This is a genomic window from Rufibacter roseus, from assembly GCF_001647285.1.
In the GTDB taxonomy this organism is placed as follows: Bacteria; Bacteroidota; Bacteroidia; order Cytophagales; family Hymenobacteraceae; genus Nibribacter; species Nibribacter roseus.
This window is the reverse complement of the sequence record NZ_LRML01000002.1, coordinates 192697-212974: the sequence shown is the minus strand read 5'-3', so window position 1 is coordinate 212974 and position 20278 is coordinate 192697. Positions and strand designations below refer to the sequence as shown.

Annotated in this window: 17 protein-coding genes; 2 read left to right on the top strand and 15 right to left on the bottom strand. The window is 44.4% G+C overall.

The annotated features are described in order from the left end of the window. Positions 1 to 47 precede the first annotated feature (47 nt). From A8O23_RS02815 to A8O23_RS02795, 5 genes are all read right to left on the bottom strand, one after another. A complete protein-coding gene (locus A8O23_RS02815; RefSeq protein WP_066616242.1) occupies positions 48 to 2378 on the bottom strand; it encodes a hybrid sensor histidine kinase/response regulator in 2331 nt (776 codons plus the stop codon). Between the two features lie 16 nt (positions 2379 to 2394). Then, positions 2395 to 2823: a response regulator gene (locus tag A8O23_RS02810; RefSeq protein WP_066616239.1), complete on the bottom strand. Its 429-nt coding sequence runs from the start codon at positions 2821 to 2823 to the stop codon at positions 2395 to 2397. Between the two features lie 277 nt (positions 2824 to 3100). Beyond that, complete coding sequence (locus A8O23_RS02805; protein ID WP_317039513.1) at positions 3101 to 3502, bottom strand: response regulator; 402 nt, start codon at positions 3500 to 3502, stop codon at positions 3101 to 3103. Between the two features lie 41 nt (positions 3503 to 3543). Further along, positions 3544 to 4257, bottom strand: coding sequence for a sensor histidine kinase (locus A8O23_RS02800; RefSeq protein ID WP_066616234.1), 714 nt, complete (start codon positions 4255 to 4257; stop codon positions 3544 to 3546). Continuing rightward, positions 4250 to 5758, bottom strand: a complete 1509-nt coding sequence (locus A8O23_RS02795; protein ID WP_066616232.1) for a sensor histidine kinase — start codon at positions 5756 to 5758, stop codon at positions 4250 to 4252. Before A8O23_RS02795 ends, A8O23_RS02800 begins: the two co-directional genes overlap by 8 nt. Positions 5759 to 6351: 593 nt before the next feature. On the opposite strand from A8O23_RS02795, the gene A8O23_RS02790 reads away from it, so the two are divergent. Next, positions 6352 to 7068, top strand: coding sequence for a class I SAM-dependent methyltransferase (locus A8O23_RS02790; protein ID WP_066616227.1), 717 nt, complete (start codon positions 6352 to 6354; stop codon positions 7066 to 7068). A gap of 67 nt (positions 7069 to 7135) precedes the next feature. Here A8O23_RS02790 and A8O23_RS02785 read toward each other — a convergent pair whose 3' ends face one another. The 3 genes from A8O23_RS02785 to A8O23_RS02775 all read right to left on the bottom strand — a co-directional run bounded on the left by A8O23_RS02785 (position 7136) and on the right by A8O23_RS02775 (position 10594). Next, on the bottom strand, positions 7136 to 7549 hold the full coding sequence (locus tag A8O23_RS02785) for a hotdog family protein (RefSeq protein ID WP_066616224.1): 414 nt from the start codon (positions 7547 to 7549) through the stop codon (positions 7136 to 7138). 104 nt (positions 7550 to 7653) lie between these two features. After that, the gene (locus A8O23_RS02780; RefSeq protein ID WP_066616221.1) at positions 7654 to 8637 is read right to left on the bottom strand and encodes a pyruvate dehydrogenase complex E1 component subunit beta; all 984 of its coding nucleotides are present in this window, start codon (positions 8635 to 8637) and stop codon (positions 7654 to 7656) included. Positions 8638 to 8797: 160 nt separating this feature from the next. Further along, positions 8798 to 10594 carry a tetratricopeptide repeat protein gene (locus tag A8O23_RS02775; RefSeq protein ID WP_153042055.1) on the bottom strand — a complete coding sequence of 599 codons (1797 nt, stop codon included), beginning with the start codon at positions 10592 to 10594 and terminating at the stop codon, positions 8798 to 8800. 133 nt (positions 10595 to 10727) lie between these two features. Here A8O23_RS02775 and A8O23_RS02770 point away from each other — a divergent pair, with 133 nt between their 5' ends. Then, positions 10728 to 10946: a PspC domain-containing protein gene (locus A8O23_RS02770; protein WP_066616215.1), complete on the top strand. Its 219-nt coding sequence runs from the start codon at positions 10728 to 10730 to the stop codon at positions 10944 to 10946. Here the strand turns inward: A8O23_RS02770 and A8O23_RS02765 are convergent. From A8O23_RS02765 to A8O23_RS02735, 7 genes are all read right to left on the bottom strand, one after another. After that, a complete protein-coding gene (locus A8O23_RS02765) occupies positions 10911 to 11963 on the bottom strand; it encodes a glycosyltransferase family 2 protein (RefSeq protein WP_066616212.1) in 1053 nt (350 codons plus the stop codon). The genes A8O23_RS02770 and A8O23_RS02765 overlap by 36 nt on opposite strands. After that, the gene (locus tag A8O23_RS02760; protein ID WP_066616210.1) at positions 11953 to 12288 is read right to left on the bottom strand and encodes a YbaB/EbfC family nucleoid-associated protein; all 336 of its coding nucleotides are present in this window, start codon (positions 12286 to 12288) and stop codon (positions 11953 to 11955) included. The genes A8O23_RS02765 and A8O23_RS02760 overlap by 11 nt, the downstream gene beginning before the upstream one ends. Positions 12289 to 12770: 482 nt before the next feature. Next, positions 12771 to 14420: a T9SS type B sorting domain-containing protein gene (locus tag A8O23_RS02755; RefSeq protein WP_066616207.1), complete on the bottom strand. Its 1650-nt coding sequence runs from the start codon at positions 14418 to 14420 to the stop codon at positions 12771 to 12773. After that, complete coding sequence (hutH, locus tag A8O23_RS02750) at positions 14417 to 15922, bottom strand: histidine ammonia-lyase (RefSeq protein WP_066616204.1); 1506 nt, start codon at positions 15920 to 15922, stop codon at positions 14417 to 14419. Before hutH ends, A8O23_RS02755 begins: the two co-directional genes overlap by 4 nt. Continuing rightward, a complete protein-coding gene (hisS, locus tag A8O23_RS02745; RefSeq protein WP_066616201.1) occupies positions 15922 to 17304 on the bottom strand; it encodes a histidine--tRNA ligase in 1383 nt (460 codons plus the stop codon). Before hisS ends, hutH begins: the two co-directional genes overlap by 1 nt. Before the next feature lie 146 nt (positions 17305 to 17450). Beyond that, positions 17451 to 18227 carry an O-antigen ligase family protein gene (locus tag A8O23_RS21540; RefSeq protein ID WP_239693337.1) on the bottom strand — a complete coding sequence of 259 codons (777 nt, stop codon included), beginning with the start codon at positions 18225 to 18227 and terminating at the stop codon, positions 17451 to 17453. 469 nt (positions 18228 to 18696) lie between these two features. After that, positions 18697 to 19845, bottom strand: a complete 1149-nt coding sequence (locus tag A8O23_RS02735; RefSeq protein WP_066616194.1) for a glycosyltransferase family 4 protein — start codon at positions 19843 to 19845, stop codon at positions 18697 to 18699. Positions 19846 to 20278 lie beyond the last annotated feature (433 nt).

The following is a 20278-nucleotide window of genomic DNA, read 5'->3' as shown; positions in this document are numbered from 1 at the left end:
TTTAAAAAAATCAGGCCTAAAATGGCAGATTTTGGTAAGGCTTTGGGTTAAAGTTTATTCTTTAGTAGGTTTATTTCCTGTTCCAATACTTTTACTGCCCTGTCTACAAACACCACCATTTTCTGTACTAGTGATGGTATTTGTTCTGTATTGGAGCGGTGAAGGGCACTTTGTTCTATTTCAGAGTTAAGTTCCTCAATTTCCCGAATGCCCACCAAAGCTAAAGAGGGTTTTATTTTGTGGGCAATGGTTCTTGTTTCGGCCCAGTTAGAGAAAGATACCGCTCTTGTGAGTTCCTGCACCTGGCCTGGCGTTTGGTCAATGAACATCTGCAGAATGTCCAGCATGAATTCAATATTACCGTTGGCAAACAGCTCTAAATAACTTAAGTCTACATGAAGCGGTTCTTCTGCAGTACTGGCTGGCGTGGTTTCATGCGCTTTTTCAGGAGTAAGATATTTAGAAATTTCCTTTAGCAGGGTTTCCGCTTGAAAGGGTTTAGAGACATACGAATTGGCTCCAGAGGCTATGCATTTATTTGCTTCACCCACCGAGGCATGGGCGGTTAAGGCAATAATAGGAATGTCTTTTTTAGGGCAATCTTTCTGCCTTATGTTTTCCATGGCTTCATAGCCGTCTATCTCCGGCATTTGCATGTCCATTAAAACCAAATCAAAATCATGCTCTTCTAATAGATGTAAGGCTTCTCTACCGTTGTTGGCTACCAGTAGTCTGATGTCATGGTCACCTAATACCTTTTTCACCAACAACTGGTTTATGGGGTTGTCTTCGGCTAAAAGAACATTGAAATGGCGCAAATGGTGGAACTGCTGCTCAGCAGGGGAGCTTTGGGGTGGTGCTATTGATTCAGGTTTCTTGTCTATTTTCTGGTAAGGTAAATTAAATTTGAAAGTGCTGCCTTTCCCCACCTCACTTTTAACCGAAATTTGTCCGCCCTGCACCTCTACCAGTTCTTTGGCTATGGACAGGCCCAACCCTGTACCGCCAAATCTGCGGGTGGTGTCACTGCTTCCTTGGGTAAACTTATCAAAAATGCTTTCCAGCTTTTCCTGCGGAATGCCTATCCCCGAGTCTTTGATAGTAAACTCAATATCAAATAGGTCTTTTACCTTAGAAACCACTTCAACACTTACTCTAATGGATCCATTTTCAGTGAACTTTATGGCGTTGCCCACCAGGTTGTTCAGTATTTGGCTTAACCTGAACGGATCACCCATGACATACTGCGGAATATCATCATCCAGCATGAGCTTTAGAATGTTCTTTCTTTCCTTGGCTCTTATTTCCAGTATGTCTAGTAGCTGCTTTAAAAGTTGACGCAGTTCAAAGGGAATAATTTCCAGCGTGATTTTACCGGCTTCAATTTTAGAGAAATCTAACAAGTCATTAATGATAATCATGAGGTTGTTAGCTGACGTGCTGATGGCTTTCAGATAATCTCTCTGGTGGTCGTTCAAGTTGGTTTTAGCCAATACCTCGGTTAAACCCAAAATTCCATTCATGGGGGTGCGTATTTCATGGCTCATGTTGGCCAGAAACTGCTCTTTTACCTGAGCCATTTTAAGAGCAGTGTCTTTCGCTTTCTCAAGTTCCTGCTCGGTTTTTATTCTTTCAGTTATGTCATAACTTACCCCAATCACCCCAGTTACCTCTCCTTTTTCATTGAAAGTAGGCAGAAACAAACAATCAAACCACGTATCACTTATTTGAGTGGTGCATTTCGATTCGATTCCTTTAAGGGTTCTTTGTATACAAGAAATGATAATGTTATACTCTTTGTATAGGTCATAAATAGAGTGGCCAAGAGAGTCGCCATCTTTTTTGCCAATAAGTGAAAGGCCTTTGCCTCTACTCATGGTGATGACTCCGTTTGTGTCTATTGCCCACAAGATTATAGGGGCACCTGTAATTACCGTCTCTAACTGCTCCTGTGTATGTTTTAGTTGTTGCTGGGTTTGCCGCCGTTCCTGCTCAATCTGGTGAAGCCGAATGGCAGATCTTATGCTCTGGGAAATACCTTCGGGCGTTAGCAGTGTTTTAGGCAAATAATCTGAAGCGCCGGTTTTAATAGCCTCTACCGCCAAACGTTCATCGCCCTGTGAGGTGACAATCTGAACAGGCGTGGTAATCTCTCTTTCTCTGATTTTCTGTAGCAACTCCAGCCCATTCATGTCTGGTAGCATGAAATCTATGAAGATGAAGTCATACGTTTGCTTCTGAAGAGCTTCCAGCGCTTCAGCCCCAGTTATGGCCGTATGTATTTCAGTATTTAGTTTGGCAGAACGTAGTGATCTTTTTATGATCATTCTGTCCACTTCATCATCATCTACTATCAGAAGCTTTATAACGGGTTCCATGGGAGGGGTTGATTCCTTAATGTGGCAATTCTATTAGATTCCAGTAAGAATCTAGGGTGTCTACTATGCTTAAAAGTGAATGGTGTTGTATAGGTTTTATAATATAGCCCGCTACATTCAAGTCATACGCCTCTAAAATATCTTTTTCAGTGCTGGAGGTGGTCATAACAATCACATTGCAGGCCTTCAGTAGTGGGTCACTTCTAAGCAATCTCAAAAAATCTAGACCACCCATGTCGGGCAAGTGAAGATCTAGCAAAATGATTTTTGGCAGAGGGTTAATCAAAGGCAAGATATTGCCTTTTAGCATGCTGAGAGCTACACTTCCTGTAGAAGCGACATGCAAGGTATAAGGAAGACCTTTTGTAGAAAAAGCTCTTTTAATGTTAGCTACGTCTACTTCGTCGTCTTCTACCAGTAAAATATGGGCTGGCTTGTTTTTCAAGTGTTTAATATAATAACTGCCGAAAAGTAACTAAAAGAATTAATTAATGCTTAGAAGCTTTTTAGTGTTAAAATAGTAGAAAGCAGAATGAAGAGCAGCTAATCTTTTTTTGACCTTTTTTTCAAAAAGTAAACTAAAAACCACTGGCATGTTTACATTCCTGTGCCAGTGGTTTTAAATTATAGAGGGTGATTTCTAGTTTTTGAAAGATACTTGCTCAGCCAGGCTTCAATTCTTGAATATTATAACAAATTCGAGTTAAATTCTGAGGTAGTCCTTAAGGTCTTTCGCACAATTTCCAGTAGCGGTCTAGTGTTGCAACGGCACCAATAAACTTCTCGAATGAAAGCGGTTTTAAAATGTACCCTGCTACGTTCAAGTTATAGGCATTGATCTTATCGCTGTCTTCATTAGAAGTGGTCATGACAAAAACACTGATTCTGTTCAATTCAGGATCTTTGCGGAGTTCTTGCAAAAACTCAATGCCATTCATCTTGGGCATGTTGATGTCTAAGATAACGATGGGGGGCATTGGTATAGATCCTGATCTCAGCATTTCTAACGCTTCAAGTCCGTTATTGGCAATGTGCAATGGATTATTAATGCTATTTTTTTTGAAGGCACGCTGTACATTCATGATATCTACTTCATCATCCTCAACCAACAATATGTTTACCACTTTCTCTTCCATAATTTTGATTAAAAGTAAATACTTGATCTTTATTTAATCGATTTTGGCCAGGTGAAGGAAAATTCAGACCCTTTGCCAACTGAAGATTCTATTTTAATTTCGCCGCCAACAAACTTTACTATTTTACGAGCTATAGTGAGTCCTGCCCCTAAATGGTCGCTTTTATCTTTTGGCAGCACTGTAAAAAACAACTTAAACACTTTTTCCTGTGCATCTGCCGGTATGCCAATACCGTTGTCTTTTATACTGAACAAATAAAATTCTCCCTCCTCGGTACAGCTAACAGTAATTTGTGGGTGGGTATTCTCATTATATAATACGGCGTTCTGAAGGAGTTGATTTAAAACTTCTTCCAGTTTCTTTGAATAGGTGGTGAACTGAGGAAGGTTAGAAGTATGCACCTGCAGAGTAGTAGGAGTGTCTGTGCCCGCCACAATTTCCTGAACCAGGTTCTGAACGTTGATTTCCTTTATCTCCATATCCATTCGCTCAACTCTTGAAAACTGCAAAATGCCGTTGATCATGCGTTCCATTCGCTCTGCTCGGTTCTGCAGTAAATTTATGTTATGCTGCACATCTTTATCTAGATTTTCGCCCAGGTCTTCTTTGATCCAACCAGAGAGGTTGTTGATAGCGCGCAAGGGAGCCTTTAAATCATGTGACACGATATAGGCAAACTCTTCATACTCGCTTTTTAAAGCGTCATACTTTTGTTTCAGACTCTCAAAATTATCTTCACTCATGCTCTTGTAACTTTAATGTAGCAGTAACCGGTACTTTAGGCCAAGTAAAAACAAAAGTTGAACCTTCACCGCGTTCAGAATCAATCCAGATACTGCCCCCTTTTTCTTCTATGATTTTTTTAACAATGGCAAGCCCTACACCAGTGCTTTCTTTTACATCACGGGCTTCCATGGTTTGAAAAATGCCGAAGACCTTGGTGTGGAATTCTTTGGGTATGCCCGGTCCATCGTCTTGTACTTCAAACTGGTAAAAATCTTCTAACTCCGTACATCTTATTTGTATGTGACCTTCTGTTTTGTGGTGGTATTTAACTGAGTTACTAAACAAGTTAGAGCACACCTGGTAAAAAAGAGTGCGTTCACCTACAATGGTAGGTAAGTCTTGTGGCACTGAGAAAACAAAAGAGGCGGGAGGGGATAAGTTTTCAATGGTTTCCTGCATAACCTCTCTTACTGAGAAAGGAACCTGTGGAAGGTTTTTGCGCCCAACCTTAGAGTAATCTAATATACCGTTGATAAGATTCTCCATCCGTTGTACTCTGCCCCTCAATATTTTAATGTTATGGATGATATCTGGGTCTTGGGTTTCTAAATCTTCGGCTATCCACTCAGCCAAATTATTGATCGCTCTTAAAGGCGCCTTCAAGTCATGTGACACAACGTAGGCAAACTGATCTAGTTCCTGGTTCACCTTCGTGAGGTGCGTGAAACTCTCTTTTAGCTTACTGGCCATAATGTTCAGAGAGTTAGTTAAGGTGCTTATTTCATCATGCCGGTAATCTTTCAATGAAGCACTGTAGTCTCCGTTTGCAATGCTGTTGGCAAGCGCATTCATTTTGATGAAGCGCTTTCTGATAGTGTTACCCAACAAATTAGCGGTAATAATACCCGTTACAATGGCAAATAAGGTTAGGCCAATGGCTATATCGTTTGTGTTCAGAAGAGAACTGTTCATTTCGGCCAAACGTCTTTTTCTTGAGGCTTCTTCCACTTCCTGAATCTGCGCAAATCTTTGCCTGGACATGTCAATGATTTTTTTTCCTGAACCAATTTGTGCGGTCGCGGCGAACAAAGAATCATAATGAGCCTTATGTCTGGGGCTGTTAGGTGCAGAAGATTTACTGCGCACCAATGGTCTGGCAAAGCTGTTGAGCCAAACATCTACGTCTTTATTAACTTGTTGTACCAGTAGGTTTAATTGGGGCACAGAGGCGGTTAAAGAATCTAAACGATCGAAAGAACGGGCAAAACCTTTCTGCCCGTTAAAGAAAGGGGAGAGAAAGTTTCTGTTGCCGGTTAGTAAATAACCCCGCAAACCTGTTTCCATATCCAGAATCATTTTCTGGGCTGTCTCACTTTCTTTGATGACATCGGAAGTGTACAGTACATCCTCCACGTTTTCTTTTACTTCATTGGTTTGCTTTATATATCCTATGGTAACAACACAAAAGGTAAATAAGATAAAACCAATGGCTAAGTGAATTTTGGTGATTAATTTCATGGAAAGTATCGCCTGAAACCCTATTAGTTTAGTGGGGAATATATCAAAGATAGAATTTGTGTGCCTGTTATTTGGCATATAATCTTAAATTTAATTAGGTCAGGAAAAGGAAAACCTACAGCCTTTGTTCTCCTTTAAGTTCCTGTACAACAGGGTAGGTGCTGAAATTAAAATCGCAGATGCTTCTGATACACCAGTGAAATCATTTTGCAAAATTGAATAAGAGCAGCTAGTAGAGAAAAGTTTTGTTTATTTGATGGTGTAAAGCGTAGAATTGCACTATATCCGTCTTCTGGTTAATTGTCTATTATCTTATAATGAAGAATGCGTTTAATTTTTTTGTTCCTGTAATTGCCTTTTAGCAGCATTTTGCATAAATAGGGTGTAGCAGGGGATAAAAGGTCATTTTGTGAATCAAAAAATGAAACACAGTGCAATTTGCCTTTTTCAAAGATGATATTATTCGCTTTTCGATGAAATCAGCGTTCCCGGCGTTCAACTGCCTTATCTGTGGTGTGGCGGCGGCAATCATCAAAAAATATTCAGGCATGCGGAGAGGGTGAGTATATTTGTAGAAATATTCTGCTGCTCATATGTCAACTAATAGTACAGACCCGCTGGGGCTTGCAATTCAAGATTATTGGAACGGAAACAAACGGGCTACCGTCAAGGTGTTTACTGACCAAGCTGATCCTGATGAATTGCCGGCAGCCTATATGTTCCGAGGCTTTAAAGAAATGCCTGACAGAGAACGGTTTGCATTGGAACACTGTGTGGGTAGAGTGTTAGACGTAGGAGCAGGAGCAGGGTCTCATGCTCTGGCGCTGCAGGAACGTGCTGTTGACGTCACTGCTCTGGAAATTTCAGAAAGAGCCGTAGACGTGCAAAAGCAAAGAGGTGTAAAGCAGATAATAGCAGGTGACTTTTTCTTGTTGCCTCCTCAGCCTTTTGACACTTTGCTGTTGCTGATGAACGGCATTGGGTTGGCAGGATCTTTGGAGAAATTACCTGAATTTTTACAGGCATGTAAACGTTGGTTAGCCCCAGACGGGCAAATACTTTTAGAGTCTTCTGATATTATTTACTTATATGAAGAGGAAGACGGATCTGTTTTACTTGATTTGAACGGTCCTTACTATGGTGAGCTTACCTATGTAATGCAATACAAAAATGAGCGTACTCAACCTTTTGACTGGCTGTTTATAGATTTTGATTTGCTGCAACAATATGCCAGCCATGAGGGGCTGCAGGCAGAACTGCTATTGAATGAAGAAGACGGTCACTATATAGCGCGACTGGCAGTTCAATAGAAAAAAACAGTTATACTAGTTACTGTTTTGCCTCCTTTTCAGAAATAAGCTCTAAAACAGCTGTTAACTATTCTACTACCTCAATAGTTTTTTCTTCATATTCTTCACCTGTTTTCCAGATGCGGAACCTATAGGTGCCCGCTTCTCCTGGGCGGAACGGTTTGGTGAAAACCAAAGGTTTTGACACTTCTGAACAAACCACGTCAGAACCTTCTACCGGATACTTCACAAAATACTGTAGTCTAAAGGTTTTACCTACGGTGGCTGTGTCTACTCTTGAATAGCGGCCACACCCGTTCTCCGTCTGAAAAAGTATCTGCAAATTAAGGGCTGTATCTACCTTCACAGGCACCTCAGGAAAGTTTCTGAAAGCAGACACAGAAGTAGGTACCTCTACTTCCACCAAATCAGAATTTTCACTGCAGGCATTAATACCTAGGCAAATGAACACTGCTAAAAAAACTAAGAGACTTTTCTTCATAAACCCTTTTAGAGCTACTTTTCTAAAATGAGGCACAAAACGCCAGAAAAAGCAAGAGCCGCCTTTTGTAAACGGCGGCTCTTGTGAAATAGTGTAAAGACCTATTATGCTTTGGCGTAAGTTACATCCTTCACCGCGTCTATGATACGCTTTACGTTTGGCAATGAAGCCTCAATCAAGGTAGGTGCGTACGGTAAAGGAACGTCACGGCAGGTAACACGTTTTACCGGAGCATCCAGGTAATCAAATGCGTTGTGCTGCACATGGAAAGCTATTTCTGAAGAAATAGAGGCAAGTGGCCATGCTTCTTCCACCACAACCAAACGGTTGGTGCGCTTAACTGATTCTACAATGGCATTGTAGTCTATTGGTCTAACAGAGCGTAAGTCAATTACTTCAGCATCAACTCCGTCTTTGGCCAGTTCCTCAGCAGCCTGTAAGGCAAGTTTCATCATTTTACCAAAAGAAACTATGGTAACATCATTGCCTTTGCGCTTGGTGTCGGCAACGCCAATCGGAATCAGGTATTCTTCCTCTGGAACTTCACCTTTGTCGCCGTACATCAACTCAGATTCCATAAAGATCACTGGGTCATTGTCACGGATGGCCGTTTTCAAAAGGCCTTTGGCATCATAAGGGTTAGAAGGAACTACCACTTTCAAGCCAGGCGTATTGGCAAACCAATTCTCAAAGTTCTGCGAGTGCTGAGAAGACAGCATACCGGCGTTACCGGTTGGACCTCTGAACACCATTGGGGCCGAATATTGACCACCAGACATGGACATGATTTTGGCGGCCGAGTTAATTACCTGGTCAATGGCTACCAACGAAAAGTTGAAAGTCATGAACTCAATGATAGGACGCAGCCCGTTCATGGCGGCACCCACTCCAATACCGGCAAAGCCCAGCTCGGCGATAGGGGTGTCAATCACCCGCTCCGGACCGAACTCGTCCAACATTCCTTGGCTTACTTTGTAGGCACCGTTATACTCGGCAACTTCTTCGCCCATCAGGAATACCTTTGGGTCGCGGCGCATTTCCTCGCTCATTGCCTCGCGCAATGCCTCTCTGAATTGTATGGTTCGCATGTTAGCTTTATTACTGGATAAGATTCTTCTCTATTAAGTACCGGTAAAATTAAGACATAGGCCACAAATAAAAAAACTGATCTGCCGTACCGGTTCCGGAAGTGGTGAAAAGCTACGTTTTAAGCCTATTTTTTGGAAAAGAAGCCTAAAACGCAGCTGTTTACTTTTTCAACGCCGATGAAAAAGCCTGCGACTTATGGTAATTCACGAATTCTAAGTCTTCAATGGCTTTGCCGGCTAACGTTGGCTGCAAGGCTACTGCTTTCTGTAGATGCTCAGCCATTAGGGACTCCTGCTGGGTACGGGCACCAATCACTGCCAAAAGATAATGGGTACTGGCATCCTCTGGAAACTCCTGAAGTAGCTTTACAGCTAATTCGCTGGCACCTTCATAATTCTCTTTCAGGAAGTACAGGAGCGCTTTGTTGAACTGTGCCGCATAACCTGAGCCGGCGAAAGAGATACTTCTGACCGCATCATCATACTGCCCCAGTTTAAGTTCAAGCGCAGCTTTGTCTGTGAAAATATTTTGCAGTAAAGCAATTGCGCCACCTTGCTTTATGGCATAATCATAGCTGTGCATGGCTTCCAGCACATTGCCGTTTTGGTGGTGAGCTACAGCCAGGTTGTAAAACTGCTGAGCGGTAGGGTTTCTGTGTGCGGCGTACTGTAAGTTTAAAATAGCGTTCTCCAGCAAGTTCTTTTTGATCTTAGGGTTCAGCTCTTTTTGCGCCTGCTCAAAATACACTATGCCCAGGTTATTCAAGGCCTGCCAGCTCATATAATTCTCTACCGCACTTTCGTATATTTTCTTTTTCTCAGCCAGTAAAGGAGTAAGAGTGGCTGCGTATTGCATATCATCGGCGGAAAGCGCGTCTGCGTTTGCTCTGTTCTGCATTATTTTCTTGGCCAAAAGATATATCTCATAGTCTTTCCGGGGGGTAGGCACGTAGTCTACGGTCACCTCGGCATAACGCAGCACCGGGTACACATACATGTCTATGTATTCGTAAGAAGGCAGCTCCTGTAGTTGGTTTTCCTTCTCTGAGAAAGAACCTGGGCCGTTCACTATATCTAAAATCTGCTGAATTTGCTCCTCAGGCAAAGCAGAATTCTGAATACGGCCTAAGAAAGCGCTCCAGCTGTTGGTTATGACTTTCTTTTCAAACTTAATGGAGGAAAGGGTGTTGGCGTACGTTTCAGTATCTATCTTTTTTTTGATGTACTGCTCAAGTGCCACCGCCCGGCGCATGGCCAGATTACGCGTTTTATACTCATCTGTATTTGGCGATTGGGTTGCCAGAATGTCTATTCTCTTTGTTTTTTGGTTTGACAGAATAAATTCATCAAGCTGTTGAAAGTTAGTACCTAACCCTTTGCGAAGAGTAGCTAATCCTTCATCAAAATAAATGGTGAATTTAAGATAATCCGGTACTTGTGCCTTGGCCTGATCTGCAACATAAGAAGGAGCATGCACAACCTGAATCATGTGCGGGGTAGTTCTGATTCCAGGAGCCAGTAACGTGGCCTTTGTGAATTTCTTTCTGCCTTTCGGATTGGTTACTACTCCCTGTGCCATCAGCTGACCCTGAATCTTGGATGGGGTATATGGAAAGGAAAAACTGGTTTTGATAGTTGGTTTGCCGCCTACAAAATTATAGTTGCCAAACTCGAAAGGCAGGGAACCTACATGCTGCTCTACACCTTGAGCTGCTTTATAAAATACTCTTATGTTATAATTGTAGTTCTTTTTGAGTAGGTTTTGGGGCAATTGAGCCTCTATCTCAAAAGGCACTTGGTTTCCGCGCACCATCAGCACTTCTGGGGTCACTGTTAATTTCTGCTCCTTTTCTGCTTTTTTCACCATTCTGGTGAAAGTGCAGCCAGTGCTAAACGTGATTGATAAAAGTAAAAAGATTAAAAAAGAGCCAGTCAGGCGATTTAGTGCAAAAGGCATATCTATTTTTTAGAGATCTTCGTATAGACAGGTTGCTATACCGCCCACCAAACTAAAATAGTTCTTTTGGGTGTACCAGTACGCAAGATAAGTTTAAAATTAGTTAACTTAGGCTTCCTAACTTTTCAAGCACATGAAACAACTGCAATATTTCCTGGAAAGCCAAGCCTTTGGGGTGTGCACCAAATTAGGTGAAAAGCTGGGTTTTGCCACCAGCAGTATTCGGCTGTATTTTATTTACCTTTCGTTTCTAACGTTTGGCTCACCGGTATTGGTGTATTTGGTACTGGCTTTTTGGTTGAATGTGCGCAAGCACTTACGGCGTGAACGTAGCACCGTCTGGGACGTCTAGCTGCCCGAATTCTTTTTTACCTTTCACAAAATACTGCCACACCACGCTTTTGCGGTACCAGCCGCTCAATTGCGTGGTATGTTTTTTCTGCGGCACTTCTTTCCTTTTTTGGTCCAGGTACTTCTTCATTCTGAAAAACGCTCTGTGCGCCTGCCATACCGCCTGCACCTGCTTTATATCTCCCTTGAAGAAGAACTGCGCCGCTGCTATTCCGTCTATAACTAGCCTTTTGTAAAGCACTCTGTTAAGTTCTTGGTCAGACAGGTTCTTGTATAGCAAAGCGGCTCCGTTTCTAAAGTTCAGGAACGTTTTTCTGGGGTTGGCTTTGGGCAAAGTACCGCCGCCCACGTGGTACACGGTGCTGCGGCCCTGGTAGTAAATCTGGAGTCCCAGGTTTTGCAACCGCCAGCACAAATCAATTTCTTCCATGTGCGCGAAAAACTTTTTCTCCAGCCCGCCCGCTTGCCAATAAGCATTTGACCTCACAAAAAGGCAGGCGCCTGTGGCCCAGAAAACCGGCAGCACATCGTCATACTGCCCTTTGTCTTCCTCCAGCGTGCCAAACAACCTGCCCCGGCAGAAAGGGTAGCCGTAAGCATCTAGAAACCCGCCCGCCGCGCCGGCATATTCAAAGTGGGTGCGCTGGTGAAAAGACTTTATTTTTGGCTGACAGGCGGCAATGGAACTGTTTCCTTCCAGCAGCTGAACCATGGGAGAGAGCCAATGCGGCGTTACCTCTACGTCTGAATTTAGCAACACATAATACGTCGCCTGTACCTGCTTTAGAGTTTGGTTGTAGCCTTCGCAAAAGCCATAATTCTCAGACAGCTGAATCAGGCGTACCTGCGGGAGTTGTTGCTGCAGGAAAGATACAGAATCATCGGTAGAGGCATTGTCTGCCACTATTACCTCGGCCTCGGGGCTGTTTTGCAGCACATTGGGCAGAAACTGCTCAAGCCAATGTCGGCCGTTCCAGTTCAGGATAACAACGGCAACGCTCGGAGAATTAGAGTCCAAAGTTGCTCAGGTCTAGTCCGGGGATGTTAGGGAGCATGCCTTCCGTGTTTTTCTTCATTTCCTCGCGGCCGCGCTCACCGGCTTCGTCCATGGCTTTGTTCACGGCAGCCACTACCAGGTCGGCCAACATTTCTTTGTCATTGGGGTTCATGAGCGTTTCATCAAACTCAATCTTTAGCAGACGGCGCTCACCGTTGGCTGTGGCTTTGACCATGCCGCCCCCGGCTTCAGAGGTGACCGTAATGTGTTTCAGCTTTTCCTGGGCTTCCTTCATCTTGGCCTGCATCTCCTTTACCTTGTTCATCATGCCCATCATATCAAACATAAGCTTCTCCTTTCTGGTTTAGTTGTACAACAGTAACGTGGAAACCGGCGCTTCAGATGCTTCTTCGCCTGATTTCCTGTTCCGGTGCCAAAAGTAAGGGATTTGCGGGAATGGTGTCAAAGAGTGTCTGAAATTATGGACAAAGGATTTTTGAAGATTTGTGTTTTCAGTCTGTTTTTTAAAAAAAAGCTGAAAACGTTAATGTAGGGATACTCCCGTTTATACATCTCCCCTTAGCACCCTTTAAAAGGTATGGCCGTTAAGTTCTACCTGAATTTTTTGGTCAAAGTGGTAAACCACTGCTATTACTGCAGATTTTGAGGCTCTCGCCTCACTGAAGTTTCAAACTTCAGCCTGTTGTAGGTCCAGGTTAGAAACTTGAACCAGATTAATTCTTTTAAAAATCAACGACCCTACCCTTCAGGGGGAAGTATCTGGAATGAGAGCTCTACATATAGGTTTCTTTTTAAGCGCGTAAGCTCTTACCGCACCAGCGTAATTTTGCCGCTTTTGGTGATGCGCTGTCCGTTCACATCAGTGGCTTCAAAACGATAGAGATACGTTTCTGGTGGGGCGGGTTTACTGTTGTAGGTGCCATCCCAGCCGCTTTGGGGGCTGTTTGATTCGAATATGATTTGCCCCCAGCGGTTGAGTACCTGCAACTTGAAAGTAGAGGCGAAAGGAGGGCCTACGGCTCTGAACACATCGTTCAACCCGTCGCCGTTGGGGCTGAAGGCGGTGGGGAAGAAGAACTGGAATGGTTGGTCAATGGTGGCGGTGTTGGAGGCGCTCTGCAGATTGCCTGCTTCTGAACTACTGAGCAAACGGTAAGAGAGTCGCTGGTACGTTTGTGGTAACTGCTGGTGTACATAGCTTTGTCCACTGACAGTGGTGCTCCAGTAAACGTTTCCTTGCTCATCCAGCAACTCCAGCGTCTGGCTCTCAATTCCGTTAGGAAAACCTTCATAGGGGCTCCAGGTCAAGGCAACAGCACCGTTTTCTGTTCTATAGGTTGCCGCTAAAAGGGCAGGGCAGGCGGTGTTGCTGCGGGGAGATACAAGGCTGCAGGAATCGGTGTAGGCGGTTTGGTAGCAGGGACGCTGACTGAGGTCGGGAAGAGTGGTATCTAATGCGTTTTGCGGCTGTTTTTCAGAAATCAGGTCAAAAGCACCTCCGTTTAGGCTGCGGAACAGGGCTTGTTCTTTAAAAGTCTCCTGCTCCGGCACTATAGTCTCTAGAACGATTTGGTTCTGCAAGTTGAAGCTCACAAGAAGAATAGGGGCCGACGGGGGCGTGGTGCCCTGTGTCTCTACCTGCACCGGTGCCGAAGTGCTTTGGGCGCCGTCTGTGAAAACTGCTGCTAAAGAATACGTGTACTGCCGTCCGCACGCCACTTGAGCATCGGTGAAGGAATTTTGGTTGGGAGGGAGTGTCTGGTACGGTTGACCGCCTCTTATTATTTGATAATTGCTTAAAGCGGCAGGGCTGGTGTTAGCGGTCCAAAAGAGTTGGTTTTGCCGGTCGCCTGCGGTAACGGAAATCGACTGAACGCAAACGGTGTTAGAGACAATGTTTTCTTCACCGGTGCACACGTTGGTGACGCGCAGCCGAAAACAGCCGCCGGTTTGAGCTACGGTTACGGTGCGGTCGCTTTGGCCTGAAGGAACGGCAGAAAAGGTTTCCACGGCGGTGAAGGTACCTGTGGGCGAGGCGGCTCTTTCCAATACCAAATCATTGATGGCAGAGGACTGAATCTTGAGCTGTAGACCACTGGTGGTGACGGAAAGCGACTGTAGCACAGGCGGAGAATCAGGCCGCTGCGCCTTTACCTGAAAGGTTCTTTGGCACTGGTTAAAGCCATTGGCCAATTGTGTAATTACAAATGTGCCAGGGGTGGTAAAAGTGTGCGAAGTGGCTGAACTGGAAAAGTCTAAGCCGTTGCGGTCGTCAAAGTCATAGAACTCTACTACGTTGCTTTGGCCGGAATTGTCTTTGAAGGTGATGCGCTCACCTACGCAGAAGGTTTGCACGGGTACGTTCTGTTCATTGTACGCCAGAAAGCACGGCGATTGCGCCCAGGCTCCAAAACAGGCAATTAGCCAAACGAACAGAAATGTTATCCCTTTTCTCACGTCATCAACTCTTCAAAAGGAAATTGTCTTATAAAGGTGAGGCTCTTGTCTATGTCTGGTTGCAGCACGCGGTCCTGCTCCAACGGTGCCACTTGTTTCCGAAAAGCCGCCACCAATATCTCTAGAGGCTCTGAGGTACGCAGCGGACGGCGAAACTCCAGAGCCTGTACAGCGGTCATTAGCTCAATGGCCAAAATCCGTTCCACATTCTGTACTACTTGCCAAGCCTTGGTGGCGGCATTAGCGCCCATACTTACGTGATCTTCCTGCCCGTTAGAGGAAACAATGGAGTCAACGCTGGCTGGTGTGCAAAGCTGCTTATTTTGACTAACGATGGAGGCGGCCGTGTATTGCGGAATCATGAACCCCGAGTTAAGCCCCGGCTCCTGAATCAGGAACTGTGGCAAACACCGCTGCCCCGACACCAGCTGAAACGTCCTCCGCTCCGAAATGCTGCCCCACTCTGCCAACGCTATACTCAGGAAATCCAGCGCCAGCGCCAGCGGCTGCCCATGGAAATTGCCGCCTGAGATAATCACATCCTCTTCCGGGAAAATGTTTGGGTTGTCGGTGACCGAATTTACTTCTGTGGTGAATACCTGTTCAGCGTAGGCCAGGGCATCTAAACTGGCCCCGTGTACCTGCGGCACGCAACGGAAAGAATATGGATCCTGCACCTGAGCCTTGGGTTTAGCCTGTAATTCGCTGCCCTGAAGTAACTGCAAAATTCTGTCGGCCGAAGTTCGTTGCCCTGCGTGTGGCCTAACCTGATGGACCAACGGGGAGAAAGGGGAGGCCAATCCGTCAAAAGCCTCTAGCGACAGAGCAGCAATCACATCGGCGGCGGCGGCAATCTGGCGAGCTTTGAGGCAGGTAAGAACTCCGTAGGCCGTCATAAATTGCGTACCGTTCAGCAGGGCCAATCCTTCCTTGGCTTGTAATTTGATAGGCTGCCAGGAGAAAATATCCAGTACGTCTTGTCCTTTCAGTTTGAAATCTTGGAATTGAACTTCGCCTTCGCCTAAAAGTGGTAGGCACAGATGAGCGAGTGGCGCCAAATCGCCACTGGCACCCAAAGAGCCCAACTGGTACACCACCGGATAAATGTCGCGGTTATAGAAGGCCAATAGCCGTTGCGCCGTAGCCACCTGTACCCCACTGTGCCCGTAAGCCAGGGACTGTACTTTCAGGAACAGCATCAGTTTCACAATCTCTGCCGGTACTTCGTCGCCAGTGCCGCAGGCATGAGAAACCACCAGATTACGTTGCAAGGTTTCCAGGTTCTCGGTGGAGATGGAGGTATTGCAAAGTGCTCCGAACCCCGTGTTTATGCCATAAACAGGTACTGTGGAGCTTTTAAGGTGCGCGTGCAGATAGTTGAAGCATTGCTCAATCTGCTGTTCGGCTTCCTCAGAAAGTGTTAAAGTTTCTTTGCCACGAAGCACCTGACCAATTTTAGCCAGCGACAGGGGGGCAGATGTAATCAGGTGCTGCTCAGGCATTATAGGTTCAGGTTGTTTTGTAAAACTTTCTGGATGTTGTCCAATGTGAGTCGTTCCTGCAGGCCGGTGCGCATGTTGCGCAGGTTCAACAAGCCGCTCTCCATTTCCTCAGAGCCAATCAACAGCACATACGGAATATTCTTCTGGTCGGCGTAGGCCATCTGTTTTTTTAGCTTAGCCGATTCTGGAAACAATTCAGTGGCAACGCCCGCTTTCCGGAGTGTCTGCAGCACCGGCAGCGCATATTGCATAGAGGCCTCGTCAAAATTGGCAATAAGCACTTGGGTGATAGTCTGGCTGTCTTCCGGAAACAGTTTCAGCTCTTCCAGTACGTCAAAAATACGGTCTACACCAAAAGAGAATCCTACTCCTGAAACACCTGGCAGACCGAACATGCCGGTGAGGTTGTCGTACCTGCCGCCACCACTGATGCTGCCCATCTGCACATTATTTACCTTCACCTCGAAGATGCAGCCTGTGTAGTAGGAGAGGCCACGGGCAAGCGTCACGTCGAGTTGCAGTTTTGCCTTGTTTACAGAAAAAGAGCTTAAAAACGCCAGCATCTGGCGTATGTCTTTCAAACCTCTTTTGCCTTCCTCTGAATCAGCCAGTAAGGTATCTAACTGCGGAAGCAGATCTTGTATTTCACCGGTTAAGCCAAAGATGGGAGCTAGTTTGGTGATAGATTCCTCAGAAAAAGCTTTCTGCCGAAGTTCCTCATTCACAGCTTCCTGCCCAATCTTGTCCAGTTTGTCAATGGCCACACATAAATCAGCCTCGCGTCCGTTAGCACCAATGGCCTCCGCAATACCAGCCAACAGCCCGCGGTGGTTGAATTTGATGGTGAAGTCATCTAAGCCCAAAGAACTCAGTACCTCGTCCATCATCAGAATAATCTCCGCCTCGCAAAGCAGAGAGTTGGTGCCTACCACATCGGCATCACACTGGTAGAACTCCCGGTACCGGCCCCGCTGCGGACGGTCGGCCCGCCACACCGGCTGAATCTGGTACCGCTTGAAGGGGAAAGAAATGTCATTGCGGTTCATGACCACGTAACGGGCAAAAGGCACCGTTAAATCGTAGCGCAGCGCTTTCTCTGAGATTCTGGGGGTAAGGGCTTTATATCCTTTCTCCAGGTCTTCAGGCTTTACTTTACCCAAGTAATCACCTGAATTCAGGATTTTGAAAATCAGCTGGTCGCCCTCATCGCCGTACTTTCCGGTCAAGACCGAAAGGTTTTCCATGGCCGGGGTTTCCAGCGGCAGGAATCCGAACTTCTCAAACGTACGGCGGATGACCGAAAATATATGATTACGTTTCACCACAGTGGCCGGCCCAAAATCTCGGGTGCCCTTGGGAATAGATGGTTTGTCTTTGCTCATAGGAAAAAGAAATCCCGCGAAGATAGCAAAAACTGGTTTTAGAATAGAGGAGGAATGAAAGCGAAAGCTGTATAGGAACTAATATGCTGTTTTAGGCTTCTTTTTATAAAAGTAGGTTAAAAACATAGAAACTAGGTGCAAAGACATTATAAACTACCTTCTTCTATGCTACGTGATTCTGTTTCTGAATGCATTGGGTTTAAGAGCATTAAGCTGACAATAAAAGAAAATAACAGCACGCCCGCTCTTCCGTCTAGCAAAGACTCTGTCAAGCTGCAAAGGCTAAAAACACTTATAAAGCATATCAGTATGATTTTTTTCTGAACAAAAGCGCTTCTAAAAATTAAAAAGTACATAGAAAGCAGAGTCAGGAGACCTATAATTCCTAGCCCAACAGTAGTCTCCAGATACTGGTTATGCATGTTGAGTTCTTCTTTTACTCCGTTCTCAAAACCATTCTCCTTATATGTATTGGTGAGTGTATCCTGGGTGTCACCTGTTCCGGTGCCCAAAAACAGGTTGTTCTTGATAACTTCTAATCCGTTTTCCCATAGCGTCAGCCTTTCATCTAAGCCTGCCGAGCTTTCCAGCTTGCTTTTTAGGTATGGCACCTTTTTATAGGTATAGAAAGCGAGAATTGGTGCTAAGGATAAAATAACAAGCACAGCAACATACCTTCTTTCTTTCAACCCCCACACCAACAGCGCAACAGTCAGAACTATGATTGTAAAAGCCAATGAACTTCTGGAGGCCAACACACCAGAAAACGCAAATAAGTAGCCTGATGCTATTCCCAAAAATCCAGCTTTCCAAAATTCTCTTTTCTGTATGTGTGTTAAGCAAAACCAAAAAGTAATGATGAGAGCTGTACAGCAGTATAAGCTAAAGTAAGGCGCATGAAACTTCACTGAAATGGGCAGCATGTACGAAAAGTACGTCCAATCTACTTGTCCCAAGCTTTCTGCCGTAAAGGCGAAGGAGTTAAAGTTTTCTGTGTAGTTTTTGTAGAGCGCAAAAAAAGAGATTAAAATGCAGCCCAATACGTAAAGCTTCAGGCAAAACCTAGTTTGGTTAGGAGACAGTTTTTTATAAAATACCAGCGGAAGTAGAAAGATAGACGTCTGCAGTGTGAGGTACTTTAGGCTGTTACCTTTGTTGTCACTCACCAAGATGGACAGGCAGAGCAGCACTAAATAAAATGCAAGTACTTTAGCGTAGGGGGAAGTGAAAAACTTTTTCAGTTTAAAATTAAACCTAAAGGAGTACACAAGCCAATAGGCAGCTAGTGCTATAAAAACAACGGCATTTATTTTAACTGAAAGCGGAAGGGTAAACGCATATAAATAGACTAGTGTTAAATATGCTGTTTGCCAATATATTACAGCTTTATGCTCATGATTTAAATTCAGCATGTTTCTGAAGTATAAAATCTTTGATTTCTGAGATAAACCTTGGTCTGCTGAACCGCTCTGCATTTTGCCTGATAGTGGCACTGTCAAAGCGGCTCTGGTTCAATTCAAAGTTTTGTACCGCCTCTATTAGACTTTGAGCAGTTTGTTCTTTGAAGAACACACCAGTTTCAGCGGTAACTGTCTCAAGTGAGCCTCCTTTGCCTAAGGCAATAACAGGTGTTCCGCATGCCTGTGCCTCCACTGGCATTATGCCAAAATCTTCTTCCGCCGCAAAAACAAAGGCCTTGGCCTTTTGCATGTACTGTATAAGTACCTCAGAGCTCTGAAACCCTAGCATTTGCACATTTGCGCTTCCTTTGGCTTTTTCTGTTATCAGTTTTAGGTCCGGACCATCACCAATCACAACTAATTTTTTGTCGGGCATTTTGGAGAAAGCCTCTACTATTAAATCTATTCTTTTGTAGGGCACTAATCTGGAAGCAGCCAAGTAATAGTTTTCTTTGACAGAAACAAGTGTGAATTTGTCTAGATCAACCGGTGGGTATATCACCACCGCTTCGCGGTTGTAAATCTTTTTTATTCTTCTTGCTATAAAATTGGAGTTGGCTATAAAGTGGTCAACCCTGTTCACAGACGACACATCCCAGGTTCTAATATAATGCAACACACTGCGGGCAAGCAATCCTTTGATACCGAAGCCTAAATTCGCATCGCGCAGGTATTGGTGGTATAAGTCCCAGGCATAACGCATAGGAGAATGGCAGTAACAAATATGTAGCTGATTGGGGGTGGTAAGCACCCCCTTTGCCACGGAGTGGGAGGAAGATATTATGATCTCAAAATCAGACAGATCAAATTGTTCTATGGCTAATGGGAAGAGGGGGAGGTAATTTCTATATGCGGTTTTACCAAACGGAAGATTATGAATGAATGAAGTATGAATTTCAGTGTCTTTGAAATAGCTATTGTTTACTACTTCTTCGTTCTTCACTAAAGTATAGATGGGCCCGCCAAAAACTTTATGAATGTCTTCTAATACTTTTTCTGACCCTCCTATAACAGATAGCCATTCATGTACAATGGCGGTTTTGGTATTAGAATAGGTTTGTAGTTCTGATTTTGCTTTCATTAATCAAAGAAGCCCAATTAGGCTTATAAATGCTTCCGTCTTTTTGGTGATGGCCTGAGCAACTAGATTTGCTCAAACACCATATCGCACCCAACGGCAATATTTTGTACAGACTTAAATCTGAAGATAACCGCAAGATATAATCTTTCCCCGAGGTTCTGACCGTCTTCTGTATTTAAATAGGGCTGTTGAAACAATTGTTCTTTTTATTGGAGCACTGCCGGGGCAGGGGGCAGTTTCAGAAGAATTGAAAACTCAAAATTTCTTGGCTACATGTACTGGTACCTTCTATTTAGATTTTTTTTATTTCTGAAGAGAATAACTTATTTATATTGCATATTATTTCATTCTGAAAGAGGGATGAAATATAGAGTACCCATCTCTCAGGCTAGCTCAAAAGTTCACATAAGTGGTCCTTTCTACAAAGAAGCAC